Source organism: Streptomyces scabiei 87.22 (genome assembly GCF_000091305.1).
GTDB classification, from domain to species: Bacteria; Actinomycetota; Actinomycetes; order Streptomycetales; family Streptomycetaceae; genus Streptomyces; species Streptomyces scabiei.
On sequence record NC_013929.1, the window covers coordinates 10,087,701 to 10,103,315 of the forward strand.

At 70.2% G+C, this 15,615-nt stretch carries 16 protein-coding genes and 1 pseudogene; 11 read left to right on the plus strand and 6 right to left on the minus strand.

Features of this window, described 5'->3' with window-relative positions:
- Window positions 1–72: 72 nt before the first annotated feature.
- Window positions 73–201, minus strand: a complete 129-nt coding sequence (locus tag SCAB_RS49170; RefSeq protein ID WP_013006412.1) for a hypothetical protein — start codon at window positions 199–201, stop codon at window positions 73–75.
- Window positions 202–579: 378 nt separating this feature from the next.
- Window positions 580–741, minus strand: coding sequence for a hypothetical protein (locus tag SCAB_RS47495; protein ID WP_158512280.1), 162 nt, complete (start codon window positions 739–741; stop codon window positions 580–582).
- A gap of 185 nt (window positions 742–926) precedes the next feature.
- Between SCAB_RS47495 and SCAB_RS43260 the strand changes: the two genes are divergently transcribed.
- On the plus strand, window positions 927–2,417 hold the full coding sequence (locus SCAB_RS43260; RefSeq protein WP_013006413.1) for an alpha/beta hydrolase: 1,491 nt from the start codon (window positions 927–929) through the stop codon (window positions 2,415–2,417).
- A 57-nt stretch (window positions 2,418–2,474) separates the two neighbouring features.
- Window positions 2,475–2,645 (plus strand): annotated as a pseudogene (locus tag SCAB_RS49575) (helix-turn-helix domain-containing protein); the annotation flags it as partial.
- 252 nt (window positions 2,646–2,897) lie between these two features.
- Here SCAB_RS49575 and SCAB_RS43265 read toward each other — a convergent pair.
- From SCAB_RS43265 to SCAB_RS43275, 3 genes are all read right to left on the minus strand, one after another.
- A complete protein-coding gene (locus SCAB_RS43265; RefSeq protein WP_013006415.1) occupies window positions 2,898–3,650 on the minus strand; it encodes an EthD domain-containing protein in 753 nt (250 codons plus the stop codon).
- Between the two features lie 116 nt (window positions 3,651–3,766).
- Window positions 3,767–5,053, minus strand: coding sequence for an MFS transporter (locus SCAB_RS43270; protein WP_037729094.1), 1,287 nt, complete (start codon window positions 5,051–5,053; stop codon window positions 3,767–3,769).
- A gap of 263 nt (window positions 5,054–5,316) precedes the next feature.
- On the minus strand, window positions 5,317–6,258 hold the full coding sequence (locus SCAB_RS43275) for a LysR family transcriptional regulator (protein WP_013006417.1): 942 nt from the start codon (window positions 6,256–6,258) through the stop codon (window positions 5,317–5,319).
- Between the two features lie 130 nt (window positions 6,259–6,388).
- Between SCAB_RS43275 and SCAB_RS43280 the strand changes: the two genes are divergently transcribed.
- The 9 genes from SCAB_RS43280 to SCAB_RS43320 all read left to right on the plus strand — a co-directional run bounded on the left by SCAB_RS43280 (window position 6,389) and on the right by SCAB_RS43320 (window position 14,751).
- Window positions 6,389–7,384 carry a fumarylacetoacetate hydrolase family protein gene (locus SCAB_RS43280; RefSeq protein ID WP_041670228.1) on the plus strand — a complete coding sequence of 332 codons (996 nt, stop codon included), beginning with the start codon at window positions 6,389–6,391 and terminating at the stop codon, window positions 7,382–7,384.
- Entirely contained in the window at window positions 7,381–8,346 is a 966-nt protein-coding gene (locus SCAB_RS43285; protein WP_013006419.1) for a cyclase family protein, read from the plus strand. Before SCAB_RS43280 ends, SCAB_RS43285 begins: the two co-directional genes overlap by 4 nt.
- A 23-nt stretch (window positions 8,347–8,369) precedes the next feature.
- Complete coding sequence (locus tag SCAB_RS43290) at window positions 8,370–9,500, plus strand: FAD-dependent oxidoreductase (RefSeq protein ID WP_013006420.1); 1,131 nt, start codon at window positions 8,370–8,372, stop codon at window positions 9,498–9,500.
- Window positions 9,497–10,525 (plus strand): amidohydrolase family protein, encoded by a 1,029-nt coding sequence (locus SCAB_RS43295; protein ID WP_013006421.1) that lies wholly within the window; start codon window positions 9,497–9,499, stop codon window positions 10,523–10,525. Before SCAB_RS43290 ends, SCAB_RS43295 begins: the two co-directional genes overlap by 4 nt.
- A 13-nt stretch (window positions 10,526–10,538) precedes the next feature.
- The gene (locus SCAB_RS43300; RefSeq protein WP_013006422.1) at window positions 10,539–11,477 is read left to right on the plus strand and encodes a VOC family protein; all 939 of its coding nucleotides are present in this window, start codon (window positions 10,539–10,541) and stop codon (window positions 11,475–11,477) included.
- Between the two features lie 115 nt (window positions 11,478–11,592).
- Entirely contained in the window at window positions 11,593–12,564 is a 972-nt protein-coding gene (locus tag SCAB_RS43305; protein ID WP_013006423.1) for a fumarylacetoacetate hydrolase family protein, read from the plus strand.
- Complete coding sequence (locus SCAB_RS43310; RefSeq protein WP_013006424.1) at window positions 12,561–13,355, plus strand: SDR family NAD(P)-dependent oxidoreductase; 795 nt, start codon at window positions 12,561–12,563, stop codon at window positions 13,353–13,355. The genes SCAB_RS43305 and SCAB_RS43310 overlap by 4 nt, the downstream gene beginning before the upstream one ends.
- Complete coding sequence (locus tag SCAB_RS43315) at window positions 13,352–14,107, plus strand: CoA transferase subunit A (protein WP_013006425.1); 756 nt, start codon at window positions 13,352–13,354, stop codon at window positions 14,105–14,107. Before SCAB_RS43310 ends, SCAB_RS43315 begins: the two co-directional genes overlap by 4 nt.
- Entirely contained in the window at window positions 14,104–14,751 is a 648-nt protein-coding gene (locus tag SCAB_RS43320) for a CoA transferase subunit B (RefSeq protein ID WP_013006426.1), read from the plus strand. Before SCAB_RS43315 ends, SCAB_RS43320 begins: the two co-directional genes overlap by 4 nt.
- A 78-nt stretch (window positions 14,752–14,829) precedes the next feature.
- Here SCAB_RS43320 and SCAB_RS43325 read toward each other — a convergent pair whose 3' ends face one another.
- Window positions 14,830–15,486, minus strand: a complete 657-nt coding sequence (locus tag SCAB_RS43325) for a TetR/AcrR family transcriptional regulator (RefSeq protein ID WP_013006427.1) — start codon at window positions 15,484–15,486, stop codon at window positions 14,830–14,832.
- Between the last annotated feature and the right edge of the window lie 129 nt (window positions 15,487–15,615).

A 15,615-nucleotide genomic window follows, 5' to 3' on the forward strand; every position in this document is an offset into this window, starting at 1 on the left:
TCAGGCGCCTGAGCCGCGGTGGATGTTCCAGCGGGCCTGCGGGAAGTCGATGTGCTTCGTGCCGGCGGCTGCCTAGGTGTTGGTCGTCTTCAGATCCGCCGCCGTCGAGTCCGGCCCATGGCTGTCCGCCCAGTGCAGGACGATCACCAGGAGTCCGAGAAGAACGGACAAGGCGATCGTGGCGAGGACGCTGACGGGCAAGGTGTGCTCCGGACTGGTGGACGTGCGGCGGTGTCTCGACCGACGCTCACAACCCGGAAGTTGTTTGGCAGGCCCCCTCGGCCACCGCAGACAACCCCGGAGGATCGAGTTCCACATCACTTGTCCGCATATGGCTGACGCAGGTTCCCGTTTCTGCTCACTCGCTCTCGCCCCAACGGCACGACGGGACGACGGCGTACGCGTGCGGCGCGCACGAGTGACAGGTGGCGAGTACCTGGGTTCGGTATCGACACCTTGGGGAACATCTGGCGAACGGACTGTCCGCCACATCGCTGTTTCACGGCGGAGGTCAAGGGCAGACCTGTCGGTCCGGAACGCAGGTGCGCACCGGTCCCGGTCGCGTGGTCGCCGGAGCCGTCAGGCGCCGAGGGGACGTGCGCCCGAGTCGGCGAGACGGTCGGTGCCGCAGAAGCCGCTCATGCGTCCGTCGGCGGTGACCACGAGGGGCAGCCCGGCAGCGACGCTGTGGCCGTCGGAGCCGCAGGCTCGGGCCGTCCAACGCCCACATATCGTGGCCACTTGGGGAAGACGTCGCGGGGCCGGTCGCGGTTGTGCGACTCAGGGACCATCTGTGGCGCCTTCCCCTCCGTCTGTGGGCGGAGAAGCCTTTGGTCGTGCGATGGATGCGTCCAACTCCCTTTCACGGCAGGGTCAGCGCGTACCACCCCACTGATCCCGAGGTCCTCCCTGTGCGAAGAAGTCGAATGGCGTCCCTCCTGGCGGCCGGTGTCGTCGCCACCCTGGTTCCCGCTCTGATTCCTGTGCTGGCCCCCTCCATGGCATCCGCCGCGGGCGATCCGCTCGGCCCGTACCTCCAGCAGGAGCCGTCGTGGCACCGTTGCGCCAAGCGACTGCCGGCCACCTACCAGTGCGCCAGGATCAAGGTGCCGCTCGACTACAGCCGCCCGGACGGCAGGACGCTCGACCTCGCGATATCGAGAATGAAGACAAGCACCAAGAACGAGCGTCGAGGTGTGCTCCTGCTCAACCCGGGCGGCCCGGGCGGTGAGGGCGTCACCATGCCGATGGACGAGGCGAACATCCTGCCGAAGTCCGTGACGAGGAAGTACGACCTCGTCGGCTTCGACCCGCGGGGCATCGGTGAAAGCTCCCCCGTCAGTTGTGGTCTGACGTCCAAGGAACAGAACCGGGAGCGGCCCTACAAGCCCGAGACATTTACCAAGGACGTCACGTGGGCCCGGACCGTCGCCGAGAAGTGCTATGCCAAGCAGGGCGACAAGCTGCGGCACATCACCACCCGCAACACCGCCCGGGACATGGACGTGATCCGTGCCGTGCTCGGCGAGAAGAAGATCTCCTACCTCGGGGTCTCGTACGGCACCTACCTCGGCGCGGTCTACACACAGATGTTCCCCGAGCACACCGACCGCTTCGTGCTGGACAGCGCCGCCGACCCGGCCCGGATCTGGCGCGGCGTCTTCCAGGACTGGGCGCAGGGTGCCGAGCCCGCCTTCGCCAGGTGGACCGAGTGGACTGCCCGCCGGAACCCCACGTACAGGCTGGGCAGCACCCCCGAGGCGGTCCGCAAGACGTTCTACGACCTGGTCGCCCGGGCGGACCGCGAGCCGATCCGCTACGAGGGCACCTCACTGGCCGGTGCCGACATCCGCTCCGAGAGCCGTGTCAAGTTCTTCTACCTGAGCGACGCCGCCAAGTGGATCGCCAAGGTGAAGAAGGCTGCAGGTGGCAGGTCTCCGTCCTCCGGCCAGGACCTCAAGGCGCCCCCGCAGGCTCAGTCGTCGTTCGGCCGTGCCGTGCCCTCGGACAACGAAGGGGCCGCCTTCTGGTCCATCGCCTGCGCCGACACCCGCGACTGGCCGCGTGATCCGGAGCAGTACCGCAGCGACGCGATCCGGGACAAGGCCGCGTACCCGGTGTACGGCGACTTCGTGTCCAACATCAAGCCGTGCGCCTTCTGGAAGAAGCAAGGCAGTGAGCCCGCCACCAGGGTCGACAACAAGGTCCGCGCACTGATCCTGCAGTACGAGTGGGATTTCCAGACACCACTGACCAGCGGCCGGGGTCTGCGCCGTGCCATGAAGGGGGCGAAGATGGTCACGGTCGCCGGAGGTGTCGGGCACGGTGTCTACGGCCTGGGCACCTGCGCCGACAAGACGGCCACCGCCTACCTGACCACCGGCAGGCTGCCGATGAAGAACATGACCTGTTACTGACCTTTCCGTTGAGTTGTCGGGGGTGACATCGCTTGATCCCTGCGGTAGCTCGTGGCCATGAGGTATGCCCAGGGTGGTGGTCTCACTCCGCAAGGGCAGGCCGCGCGTGAGCAGGTGCGTATGCTCGCCGCCGACTGCTTTGCGCGGGACGAGAAGAACGTGGTGATAGCCAAACGGCTCCGGGTCAGTGTGCGGTCGGTGGAACGGTGGCGCCGGTCTTGGCGTGAGGGATGGCGGCAGGCGCTGTTCAACCACCACTTCGACGCCCAGACCACTGATGTCGGTGCCCGCCGGAGCACGACCTGCATCACCCGGAACCCGGACGCGTCACTCTCCGACAGCAGTACGACCGGCCGCCGGTCGTCGAACTCGCCCCATCATGATCGAACGGCTTCCGGCCGGGCACGCCGCATTCGGTGGATACGACGCTCACTCGGTGACCGTCCGCGCGGGAACGGGAGTTGAGGGACGCGCTTCCGATCACGGCTGTTCGAAGATCGTCACCTCGCGGCAGTACAGAACGAACGAGCGGGACGGGTCGTAGAAGCGGCCGCTTCCCGCTGACGGCTCGCGCAGCGACCGCTCGTACGCCGGGAAGTGGGTCAGGGCCTCGTCCGCGGAGTCGTAGTACAGGGCGGTGACCGCCTCGTAGGCATGCCGATCCTGACCGCCGAAGTGGCGCAGGGCCTGCTCTGCTCCCGGTACCCGCACGTGGTGGACGTGCGCGCGCACCGCCTTGGTGTGGGGCTCGTCACGGGAGAGGGCGGCCTCGTGGGCGCCGAGCGCCCGTTCGGTGAAGTTGTCCAGGCTCACGCCCTGCGCCCTGCTCAGGAAGTGCAGCACCTTGACCCGTCCGTCGGCCTCGGGAGGCGACGGCGGCGGTGACGTGTTCGCCGAGGGCCTCGCCAGCAGGGCCACGGCCGAGGGCATGTCGTTGAAGTGTGCGCCGTCGGGGCCGATCACCTCGCGCGTGTACGGGTCGGACATCGTGACGGCCAACGCGTCCTGGTCGTCAAACTGCAGTTCGGTGACGGCGTCCCGGCCGAACTCGGCCAGGTGGGCCGCATCGCCCTCGGCACCGAAGGACGCGTCGAAGACATGGTTCTGGACGTATCGCCGCACCCCGAGAGGCTTCGCGGCGGCCAGCGGGCCGTGCACATGGTGGAGGTGGTGCACGAACGCCAGGTGCGTCATGCCCGGCTTGCGGCGGACGGCGGCGATCAGGGTCAGCATCCTGTGGCTCCGTGGGACGGGGTGCGATCGGCATCGCGGGATGTCCGCGATGCCGATCTCGACGAGTGGGGTTTCCAGACGGTCAGGCCGTGGACGTGACCCGGGGCGGCGCCGGATCAGCCCGCGATCTGCTGGATCGGCGCGGGGACTGCCCCCGCACGGCGCCGACGTGCGGCGAGGCCGAGTGCGGCGCTCGCGACGGCCCCGGAGAGAGCCAGTACGCCCATGGATGCCGCGGTGGAGCCGACGACCGAGGTCAGCGCGAGCACCATCAGCGGGCACAGGAACTGACCGAGGAAGAAGGACCCCGTCCACAGGCCGATGCCACGACCGCGGTCGGCGAACTCCAGCTTGGACATGGCGAGGGTGAGCAGGCTCGGCAGCATGATGCCGCCACCGAGGCAGTTGATCACGGCACCGATGGTCAGCACGACGGGGTTGGGAGCGAGCCACACGACGGCGAAGCCGGCGGCGCACAGGCCGAAGGCGGTCGGCAGCCAGGCTTGCGGGGCACGGCCGGTCCTGGTGAACACGACGGAGCCGACCACGATCGCGGCACTGGTGATGGCGGTGGCCAGTCCGATCATGCTGGTCTCGGTCACGCCCATGTCGTCCAGGAGGAACGACATCTCCACCTGGAGGGTGTAGAACAGGACGGCGCCGAAGACCGTCAGCGCACAGGTGCCGGCCAGCGGACGCCAGGGGAAGGGCCGCTTGCCCATGACGTCCGGGACCGTGGGGGAGAGGGCCTTGGCACGGTCGTCGGGTCGGGGCTGGGCCAGGAAGGCCGCCATGGCGGGGGCGAGCAGCAGGCTCACGGCGTAGGCCCAGAACGGTACGCGCCAGCCGGCCGACCCGGCCGCGCCGCCCACGAGAAGGAAGGCCGTCGCGGAGATCGCGGCGCACATCGTCTGCATCGCGAGGTAGCGGTCGCGCTGCCGGCCGGTGTAGTAGTCGCCGATCAGCGTGGTGCAGCACGTCATGATGGCGGCTTCGGTGACGCCCACGAGGGCGCGGCTGGCGACGATGGCGCCGAGGGAGTCCAGCCAGAGGGGCGCGGTGCCGAACAGCGCGTACACCACCGTCGAGACGATGAGCAGCCGCTTGCGGCCGAGCCGGTCGACGACGACGCCGGCGAACGGGGCCAGCAGCGCCAGCGACAGAGCGGGGATCGTCAGGGCCATGGGGACGAGTGCGTCGACCCCCGGCACGTGGGCGAAGTGGTCGTGCATCTTCGGCAGGACCGGGGCGATGAGCACGGCGCCCAGGATGGGCAGACAGGCACCGGCCATCAGCAGCGTGAGGCGAAGCCGGTGGCCCGGGCCGGACACGACCTGCTCGGACGGTGCGTCCGCCACGGGGTCGGACGGCGGGCTGGGAAGCGGAGGCAGGGGTGCGGGCATGCGGGAACTCCACGTGGCGTGTCGGGAGGGTACGGGTGGTGCGGCCGTCACGGTCGGACCGTCCGGCACCCGTGGAAGACGTTCGGAGCGCGCGGACGACCAGCCGGCGCCCCGCGCACTCCCGGCAGGGGACGGTGGCGCGGCTCCGGCGCCGGGTTGAGACGACTATGGGCCAGCGGGCAGGCCCTGCCTAGCCCTCGTCCGATCGGGATCGAAGATGTGGATCATCCAAGACCTGGATGCTGAGCACCTGTACCCGCCCGTCACCTCGATGGCATTCCGGCAATGCGGCGGGGCTCCGACACGGCGAGCTTCGCTCCGACGCGCGCTGTGACCTCGCGCAGCCAGATGTGGGCCGCGTCGTGGGTGTGCACCGGGTGCCACCACAGTGCCTCCTGGAGCGGAACCGCCGCATAGGGGGGCTCCATGAGACGTACCGGTGCCACGCCGCTCAGCAGCTCGGCCAGGCGCTGTTGCACCAGCGCGATCCGACGGGTGCCGGCGACCAGGAAGGGCAGTGCCTGGAAGCTGTCGACGGAGATCTCCACGCGGGGATCGACGCCGAGCATGCTGAGCTGCCGGGCGGCCGGGGCGTCGTAGGCGCGCTGATAGACGACCCACGGCAGCCGCGCGAGGTCGTCCATGGTGAGCTCGTCGCCGACCTCGTCGTTGGCCTCGGCGACGAGGAAAGCCCAGCGGTCGGTGAACAGGTCGACGGCGGGGAAGCCGCTGATGACGCCGCGCGGCATCAGGAGTCCGTCGGCCGTGCTGAGCAGGGGTTCCGTGTCCTCCGTGACGTCGGCGGGCGTGCGCTGGAAGCGCAGCCGTACCCCCGGGGCCTCGGCGTGCACGGTCCGGGCGAGTTCGGCGCCGAACACGGTGAGGGCGTAGTCGGAGGTGAGCAGGGTGAACTCGTGCTCCTCGCTGCCCGGGGCGAAGTCGGCCCTGCTGCTGAAGACGCGGTCCAGCAGGTCGCAGGCGGTGGTGGTGCGGTCCAGCAGAGCGCGGCCGAGGGCGGTCAGTTCGTACTGTCTGCCGACGCGGGAGAGGAGATCGTCGTCGAAGTGCCGGCGCAGGCGGGCCAGGGCCGCGCTCATCGCCGGCTGGCTGAGCCCGACGCGCTGGCCGGCACGGGTGACGTTGCGTTCCTCCAGCAGGGCCCGCAGGGACAGGACGAGATTGAGATCGAGGCCGGAGAGGGACACGACGCCTCCAGAGCGTGGCTGCCGGACACCGCAGCATCTACAGGATGGATGATCAACATCTAAACAATCTATTTCCCAGATTACGACGCGGGCGCCACATTGTTGTCATCGCAATCTGGAGGACATTCCCGTGAAACCCGCAGCCGCTTCCCAGCCCTTCTCCGGACCCTTCGCCCTCGGCACCCTCTCTGGCCCTGACCAGTCCGTGTATCCCGGCCTGGTCGTACCCGGAGACCGTGTGCTGGACCTGCGCGACGCCTTCGAAGAACCCGCGCTGACCAGCCGGCAGGTCTTCGAGCGCTGGGAGGAGCTGCTCCCGCGCCTACGCGACCTCGCGTCGGACGAGTCGGCCGCGTGGCAGCCTCTGAAGGGCCTGCGGGTGCACGCACCCGTCGAGCCGCGCCAGATCTTCCAGTCCGGCGCCAACTACCGCCAGCACGTGATCGACCTGGAGGTCGCCCACCGCGCCCCGGACGACCCGCGCACCGTCGAGGAGGCGCGGGCGGAGATCGCCGCGGTCATGGACCGGCGGGCCACCGAGGACCTGCCGTACGTGTTCATCGGCCTGCCGACCACGATCGCGGGCCCCTACGACGATGTCGTACTCCCGGACTGGGCCGAACAGCCCGACTGGGAACTGGAGTTGGCGGCCGTCATCGGCAGGCCCGCCTACCGGCTGTCCGTCGAGGAGGCTCTGGAGGCCGTCGCCGGATACACCATCGCCAACGACCTCACCGACCGCGCCACCGTCTTCCGCCGGGACATGAAGGCCATCGGCACGGACTGGCTGCGCTGCAAGAACGCGCCGGGTTTCACGCCGCTCGGGCCGTGGATCGTGCCCGCCGAGTCGATCACCGACCCGGGTGACCTGCGGGTCACCCTGAAGCTCAACGGCGACACCATGCAGGACGAGTCCACCAAGGACATGCTCTTCGGCATCGCGCGACTGGTGTCGTACATCTCCCGGACCTCCCGGCTCCTGCCGGGCGATCTGGTGCTCACCGGCAGCCCGGCCGGCAACGGCATCCACTGGGGACGGCTGCTGCGCGAGGGTGACGTCATGGAGGGCTCCATCACCGGACTCGGCGCGCAGCGCACCCGCTGTGTGGCGCAGGGCCCGGCATGAGTCCCGACCGGCGCGATCCCGAGGGCGCGATCGCCGAGGCGGCCAAGCGCTGCTCCAACTGGGGGCGTTGGGGCGAGGACGACGTGCTCGGCACCCTGAACTTCCTCGACGACGCCAAGCGGCGCGAGGGTGCCGCACTGGTCCGCCGGGGCGTGAGCTTCTCGCTGTCGCAGTCGTTCGACATGAACGGCCCGCAGAAGGGCTGGCGCCGCCGCACCAACCCCGTCCACACCATGCTCGACACGGGCACCGACGCCGCCCTCGGCAACCAGGGCTTCCCGCACGGCATCGGCGGAGCCGACGACGTGATCGCGATGCCCCTGCAGTGCTCCACCCAGTGGGACGGGCTCGGGCACATCTTCGACCACGGCAAGGCGTGGAACGGACGGGACGCTGCGAAGACCGTCACCTCGGACGGCGATCTGGTCACCGGCATCGAGCACATGGCCCCGTACGTCGCCGGACGCGGCGTCCTGCTCGACGTCGGCCGGGTGATCGGCGACGCTCGCGGAGAGCTTCCCGACGGATACGCGATCACCGAGGACCATCTGACCGCGACGGCCCGGGCGCACGGCGTGGCCGTCGGCCGGGGTGACATCGTCGTCGTCCGGACCGGACGGCTGGCGCGCGCCCGCCGCGAGGGCTGGGGCGACTACGCGGGCGGTGACTCACCCGGACTGTCCTTCACCACGGCCGGCTGGCTGCACACGAGCGAGATCGCCGCGATCGCCACCGACACCTGGGGCTTCGAGGTACGGCCGAACGAGTTCGACGACGCCTTCCAGCCGCTGCACCAGATCGCCATCCCCCACATCGGCCTGCTGATCGGCGAGATGTGGGACCCCGACACCCTCGCCGACGACTGCGCGGCCGACGGCGTGTACGAGTTCTGGCTCACCGCCGCACCCCTGCCCATCACCGGAGCCGTCGGCTCCCCCGTCAACCCGGTCGCCGTCAAATGACCAGCCCAACGAAGGAGTTGGCCATGGAGAACAAGGAAAAGAAGAGAGTCCTGGTCATCGGAGGGGGCACGTCGGGCAACGTCCTGACCGTGATGCTGCGCCGGGCCGGAATCGACGTCGACCTCGTCGAGATCAAGCCGGACTGGAACGTACGCGGCTCCGGCATCACCCTGCAGGGCAACGCCCTGCGCGTGCTGCGCGAGATCGGCGTCTGGGACGAGGTCCGCGAGCACGGCTTCGGTTACGACACCCTGGGCATGACGGCGCCCGACGGCACCGTGCTCCACGTGGGCGAGGTCGCCCGCACCGGCGGCGACGACCTGCCCGCCACTCTCGGCATGCAGCGCCCGGTGCTCCAGCGCATCCTCATCGAAGCCGTCCGGGCCTCCGGCGCACACGTCCGCCTCGGCACCAGCACCGAGATCGTCACCCAGGACGACACCTCGGTGACCGCCCGCTTCAGCGACGGCACCGAGGGCCGCTACGACCTCGTCGTCGCCGCCGACGGCCTCAACTCCACGACCCGCGCCGCCATCGGCATCGACGACAAGCCCGAGCCGACCGGCATGGCCATCTGGCGCACCCCGGCGCCCCGCCCGGCCGGAGTGCGACGCAGCGACCTCTCCTTCGGAGGCCCCTGCCTCATCGCCGGCTACACCCCCACCAGCGAGAACACGATCTACGCCATCCTGGTGGAGCGCTCCCGGGACCGCGCCACGATCCCACCCGAGACCTACGCGCAGGAGATGCGCCGTCTCGCCGAGGGCTACGGCGGTGTCTGGGAGGAGATCCGCGCGTCGATCACCGACCCTGCGCAGGTCAACTACACCTGGTTCGACCGGCTGCTGGTGAAGGGCTCCTGGCACCGCGGCAGGGTCGTCCTCGTCGGTGACGCCGCGCACTGCTGTCCGCCCACCATGGCGCTGGGCGCGGCCATGGCCCTGGAGGACGCCTGGGTGCTGGCCCAACTGCTGACCGACGGGTCCCCATGGGGCACGGACACACTCACGCGCTACTACGAGCGGCGGATCGATCGCGTACGGACGGTCGTCGACGCGTCCGTGCAGATCGGGCAGTGGCAGCTCGACGGTGTCCGCGGTGACGTGCCCGGGCTGACCGGTCCCATCATGGCCACCCTCAGGGAGCTGCCGTGACGGCCCACCGCCCCGACGCCGGCACCCGCTCCGCCCCGACCGTCGACGTCCACGCACACGTCCTGCTGCCCGAGGTCGAGGCCCTGGTGGCCGACAGACCCGGCCTCGCCGAAGCCCGGGCCCTGGACGCCCGCCGCAACGGACAGGCAGCCCTCACCGTCAACGGCCCCATGGTGCGCGAGCGCATCCCGCACCTGACCGACGCCGCCGTACGCATCGCCGCGATGGACGCGCAGGGCGTGGACGTCCAGCTGGTCAGCCCTTCCCCCTCGCACTACCACTACTGGGCGGACCAGGACACGGCCGAGAAGCTGTGCCTGCTCGCGAACGAGGCGACGGCCGCGCACTGCGCGCAGGCGCCCGGCCGGCTGCACGGCCTCGGGCTCGTCCCGCTGCAACACCCCGACCTGGCGGTGCGAGCGCTCGAACACGCCATGGGAATCGGCCTGCTGGGCGTCGAGCTGTCCTCGCACGCACCGGGCCGCGAACTCTCGGACCCGGCGTACGAACCCTTCTGGACGTGTGCCGAGGAGACGGGCGCGATCCTCTTCCTGCACCCCTTCGGCTGCACACTCGACGAACGCCTCGACCAGTGGTACCTCTCCAACACCGTCGGGCAGCCCACGGAGAACGCGGTCGCCCTGTCCCACTTCATCTTCTCCGGCGTACTCGACCGGCACCCACGGCTGAAGCTGATCGCCGCACACGGCGGCGGCTACCTGCCCACCCACATCGGCCGCTCCGACCACGCCTGGTCCGCCCGCCCCGACGCGCAAGCCGGCTGCGCCCATCCGCCGAGCAGCTACCTCCGGCGGATCTGGTTCGACTCCCTGGTCCACGACCCGCGCACCCTACGGGAGCTGATCCACGTCGCCGGCGCCGACCGCGTCCTGCTCGGCTCCGACTTCCCCTTCGACATGGGCACCGAGGACCCGCTCGGCGCGCTGCGCGCCGCGGACCTGCCCGACACCGACTTCCACTCCGTCCGCGGCGCAAACGCCGCCGCTCTGCTCAACCTCGTGTGAGGAGCTTCCCCCCATGAACAACCGCCTGCTCACCCACCTCCGGCACGTCGACCTCGCCGTGCCCGACTACGACAGGCAACTCGACTTCTACGCCGGTGTCTGGGGCCTGACCAAGGTCGCCGAGGACTCCGGCATCTCCTTCCTGGCCGCCGAGGGCAGCCCGGAGCAGTACGTCGTACGGCTGCGCAAGGCCGAGGAGAAGCGCCTCGACCTCGTGTCCTACGGTGCCGCGAGCCCGGCCGACGTGGACACGCTCGCAGCTCAACTCCTCGCCGGAGGTGTTGAGCTGGTCACCCAGCCGGGCAAGGCCGACACTCCCGGCGGCGGCTACGGCTTCCGCTTCTTCGACGTCGACGGGCGCACCATCGAGGTCTCGGCCGACGTCGAGGTACGGCAGCACCGCAAGATCGAGGAGAAGGAGTCCATCCCGGTCAAGCTGTCGCACGTCGTGCTCAACTCCCCGGACCTGGACAAGACCAAGGCCTGGTACGAGGAGCACCTCGGCTTCCGGCTGTCCGACACGCTCGGCCATCCGCATATCGGCGACGTCATGCACTTCATGCGGATCAGCAACCAGCACCACTCCATGGCCATCGCCAGGGGACCGCACACCTCGCTGCACCACATCTCCTTCGAGATGCGCGGAATCGACGAGTACATGCGCGGCTCCGGCCGTGTCATCCGTTCCGGCGCCCGCAAGATCTGGGGGCCGGGCCGGCACATGGCGGGCGACAACACCTTCACCTACTTCCTCGACCCGCACGGCAACACCGTCGAGTACACGACGGAGTTGGAGCTGCTGGACGAGGACACCTGGCACCCGCACGTCTACGACTTCTCCGAGCCCGAGGTCACCGACCAGTGGGGCACCGCCAACCCCATGAACGAACTGGTCACCAAGGAATCCTTCAACGACGTCGACCGCGGCGTGTTCGTCGCCCCGCCGGTCTGATCGGCGAAGCCCTCCGGTCCCCGGGGGCGCGGTGGCCCTGTCAGGCCCTGACTCCCACGCCGCGCCCCCGGCCTTCGCGCCCGCCCCCAACGCCGAAAGCCGACAGGAAACCGCCATGCGTTTCGCCGCGTACGAGTACCGCAACCGACGCCACGTGGCCGTCGTCGAGGAGGACGGCACGCTCTTCCCTCTCCCCGGGGTCGGCTCCCTGACCAACCTGCTGGCCCGGGGCGGCGGCCTGCCCGCGCTGCTGGAAGAGGGCAACGCCACGCTCGACCTGCCGGCCGGCCCCCACGTCTCCGAGGTACGGCTCCTGCCCCCGCTCCAGCCGCCCACCATCCGGGACTTCGTCACCTTCGAGGAGCACGTCGAGGGCGTACGACGGTCCGTGGACGGTGTCGGTGGCGTGCCCGAAGCCTGGTACGACGCCCCGACCTTCTACTTCACCAACCCCTACGCGCTGATCGGCGCCCACGACGACGTCCCCGTACCGCCCGGCAGCAGCGCCCTCGACTTCGAACTGGAGGTCGCCGCCGTCATCGGCCGGGAAGGGCGGAACCTCAGTCCCCGGCAGGCACGCGACCACATCATCGGCTACACCGTCTTCAACGACTGGTCGGCCCGCGACCTGCAGTCCCGTGAGATGCAGGTCCGCCTCGGCCCGTGCAAGGGCAAGGACACCGCCGCCACCCTCGGCCCGTACCTGGTGACCGCCGACGAACTGGAGCCGTACCGCGACGCCGACGGATTCCTGCGCCTCGGGCTCACCGCCGCCGTCAACGGCGAGGTCGTCGGCAAGGACCTGCTGTCCAACATGAGCTGGACCTTCGAGGAGATGGCTGCCTACGCCTCCCGCGGCACCGTCGTGCGCCCCGGTGACGTCCTCGGCTCGGGGACCTGCGGCAACGGCGGCTGTCTCGCCGAGCTGTGGGGTGTGCGGGGTGAGCAGTCGCCGCCTCCCCTGAAGCCCGGCGACACGGTCACGCTCACGGTGGAGGGCATCGGTACCGTCTCCAACACCGTCGTCGCCGGCAGCGCCCCGGTGCCGCTGCCGAGGGCCCGTCGCCGCACCCGGGAGCGGCCGTGAACGTCCCGCATCCCACGAGACTGCGCGGCAGGGTCGTCGTCGTCACCGGCGCCGCGCGCGGCCAGGGCGCCGCCGAGGCCGAGGCACTGAGGCACGAGGGCGCCCACGTCATCGCCACCGACGTGACCGAGGCGCCCGGCTGCCGCCTCCTCGACGTCACCGACGGCGGGCAGTGGGCCGATCTCGCCGCGGAACTGCACGACTCCTACGGGAAGGTGCACGGCCTGGTCAACAACGCGGGCATCACCTGGCGCGCTCGGCTCGGCGACGTCACGCCCGACGACCTCGCCCGCGTCCACGCCGTCAACGTCACCGGCCCGCTCCTGGGCATCCAGCACCTGACGCCGCTGATGCCGCCCGGGGCGTCCATCGTCAACGTGGGCTCGACCGCCGCGCTCACCGGTCATTACCCGGTCGCCTACACGACCAGCAAATGGGCGCTGCGCGGACTGTCGAGGGCAGCCGCCACGGAGCTCGGCCCGCGCGGCATCCGCGTCAACACGATCCATCCCGGTTTCATCGAGACCGAGATGACCGCCTCCGCGGCGCCCGTCTTCCGCGAAGCGAACATCCGGGAGACCCCCCTCGGCCGCACCGGCACGGTCGACGAGATCACCCCGCTCGTCGTCTTCCTTCTGTCCGACGAGTCCTCGTTCATCACGGGCGCCGAGATCCCGGTCGACGGCGGCCTCACCGCACACGGCGGTGCCAAGTCCATCGCGGACGCCATGAGTTCGCCTGCGGCGCCGGACCTCCGCAGCGCAAAGACCGAAAGGGCTCCCTCCTCATGAACAAGGTGAGCGCGTCCGCCGAAGAGGCGGTCGCCGACATCTGTGACGGCGCGTCCCTGGCCGTCGGCGGCTTCGGCCTCAGCGGCATCCCCGAGACCGTGATCCGGGCCCTGCACGAGCAGGGCGCCACCGGCCTCGAGGTCGTCTCGAACAACTGCGGTGTGGACGACCGCGGCCTGGGCATCCTGCTCGCCGCCGGCCGCATCGCCCGCGTGACGGGCAGCTACGTCGGCGAGAACAAGGAGTTCGCCCGCCGTTACCTGTCGGGCGAGCTGGAGGTGGAGCTGGTGCCGCAGGGCACGCTGGCCGAGCGGCTGCGCGCGGGCGGCGCGGGCATCCCCGCCTTCTACACCCCTGCCGGTGTCGGCACACAGGTGGCGGACGGCGGCCTGCCGTGGCGGTACGCGGCGGACGGCTCGGTCGCCGTGGCCTCACCGCCCAAGGAGACCCGCGACTTCCGCGGCCGGCCGCACGTGCTGGAGCACGCCATCACCACCGACTTCGCCTTGGTGAGGGCCTGGCGCGGCGACCGCCACGGCAATCTGGTCTTCCGCAAGGCGTCCGCCAACTTCAACCCGCTCGCCGCGATGGCGGGCCGGATCACCGTCGCCGAGGTGGAGCAGCTCGTGGACCCGGGCGAGCTGGACCCGGGCGAGATCCATCTGCCGGGCGTCTTCGTCCAGCGGGTGGTGCCCCTGACCCCGGAGCAGGCCGCCGACAAGCAGATCGAGAAGAGGACCGTACGCGCATGAGCTGGACCCGCGACCAGATGGCCGCCCGAGCCGCCGCCGAACTCACCGACGGCTCCTACGTCAACCTCGGAATCGGCCTGCCCACCCTCGTCCCCGGCCACCTCCCGCCCGGCGTGCACGTGGTGCTGCACTCCGAGAACGGCATCCTCGGCACGGGCCCCTACCCCCGCGAGGACGAGGTCGACCCCGACCTCATCAACGCCGGGAAGGAGACCGTCACGGTGCTGCCCGGCGCGTCCTTCTTCGACTCGGCCCTGTCCTTCGGCATGATCCGCGGCGGCCACATCGACACCGCGGTGCTGGGCGCCATGCAGGTGTCGCAGCGCGGTGACCTGGCCAACTGGATGATCCCCGGCAAGATGGTCAAGGGCATGGGCGGCGCGATGGATCTGGTCCACGGTGCCCGCCGGGTGATCGTCCTGATGGAGCACACCGCCAGGGACGGCAGCCCGAAGCTCCTCACCGAGTGCACCCTGCCCCTGACCGGCCAGGCGTGTGTCCACCGCGTCATCACCGACCTGGGAGTCCTCGACGTCACCCCCGGGGGTTTCACGGTCGTCGAGAGGGCCCCCGGCGTCACCCTGGAGGAGCTCCGCGCGAAGACGGACGCACCTGTGCAGTCCGCCGCGCTCCGCGCGGTCTGAGAGCAGGGCGGGCTGCGGCCCCGCCACTTCGCGGGACGGGCCACGGCGGCGCAGAGAATGCCGACACCCCTGGTCCGGTTACCTGGTGGGGCCGGCCTGTGCGGCGGTGTCGGGGAGGGGGCGCCGGGCGACCTCATGGGCGTCGTCGGGGGGTACGCCCAACATGCGCAGGACCATCTCGGCGAGGTCGGTCGCGGCCTGGTCGCCGTCCAGGTCGGGGCGGGCGAAGCGCAGCTCCGCCAGGGAGAGCAGGGTTCCGCCGAGTGCGGTCAGGGCGACCGCCGGGTCGACCGGGGTGAAGCGGCCGGACGCCAGGCCGGCCTCGAGGTCGCGCAGGGCCCGGCGGGCCAGGCCGTTGTCCGAGTGGATGTGGCCGAGACCGCGGCGGCGCAGGACCTGCATGAGCTCCGGCTGGGAGTCGGCCATGCGGGCGCTGAGGCGGAAGCCGGACGCGACGAGTTCCGCGGGATCGTCGATCCCGGTCAGGTGCTCGTCGAAGTTCTGGCCGAACTCTTCCATGGCGTCCACCACCGCCGCCTCGAACAGCTCCGTCTTGGAGTCGAAGTGGTTGTAGAAGGAGCCGAAGCCGACGTCCGCGCGTTCGGCGATCGCCTGGATGCTGGCGCTTGTGTCGCCGCTCTCGGCGAGTATCTGCCGGGCCGCGTGGATGAGCGCGCGACGGGTCTCGGCGCGGCGTCGCTCGAACCGATTGCTGGAGGGGGCTGGGCTGGGCATGCACAGAGTCTATCCGCGTGATCGATGACGACTGCATCTTTGATGCTTTCATCATTTACTCGAGGCGGACCCTTGACGACGATCTCGTCAAGGTTGATGATTTCCTCATTATGAGGATGTCGTCGGAGG

Excerpts from the sequence above, each read along its gene's own strand:
- SCAB_RS43270 (WP_037729094.1), bottom strand. The coding sequence starts at position 5,053 with ATGCCCGCACCCCTGCCTCCGCTTCCCAGCCCGCCGTCCGACCCCGTG.
- SCAB_RS43265 (WP_013006415.1), bottom strand. The coding sequence starts at position 3,650 with ATGCTGACCCTGATCGCCGCCGTCCGCCGCAAGCCGGGCATGACGCAC.
- SCAB_RS43315 (WP_013006425.1), top strand. The coding sequence starts at position 13,352 with ATGAACAAGGTGAGCGCGTCCGCCGAAGAGGCGGTCGCCGACATCTGT.
- SCAB_RS43300 (WP_013006422.1), top strand. The coding sequence starts at position 10,539 with ATGAACAACCGCCTGCTCACCCACCTCCGGCACGTCGACCTCGCCGTG.
- SCAB_RS43305 (WP_013006423.1), top strand. The coding sequence starts at position 11,593 with ATGCGTTTCGCCGCGTACGAGTACCGCAACCGACGCCACGTGGCCGTC.
- SCAB_RS43260 (WP_013006413.1), top strand. The coding sequence starts at position 927 with ATGGCGTCCCTCCTGGCGGCCGGTGTCGTCGCCACCCTGGTTCCCGCT.
- SCAB_RS43320 (WP_013006426.1), top strand. The coding sequence starts at position 14,104 with ATGAGCTGGACCCGCGACCAGATGGCCGCCCGAGCCGCCGCCGAACTC.
- SCAB_RS43325 (WP_013006427.1), bottom strand. The coding sequence starts at position 15,486 with ATGCCCAGCCCAGCCCCCTCCAGCAATCGGTTCGAGCGACGCCGCGCC.
- SCAB_RS43290 (WP_013006420.1), top strand. The coding sequence starts at position 8,370 with ATGGAGAACAAGGAAAAGAAGAGAGTCCTGGTCATCGGAGGGGGCACG.
- SCAB_RS43285 (WP_013006419.1), top strand. The coding sequence starts at position 7,381 with ATGAGTCCCGACCGGCGCGATCCCGAGGGCGCGATCGCCGAGGCGGCC.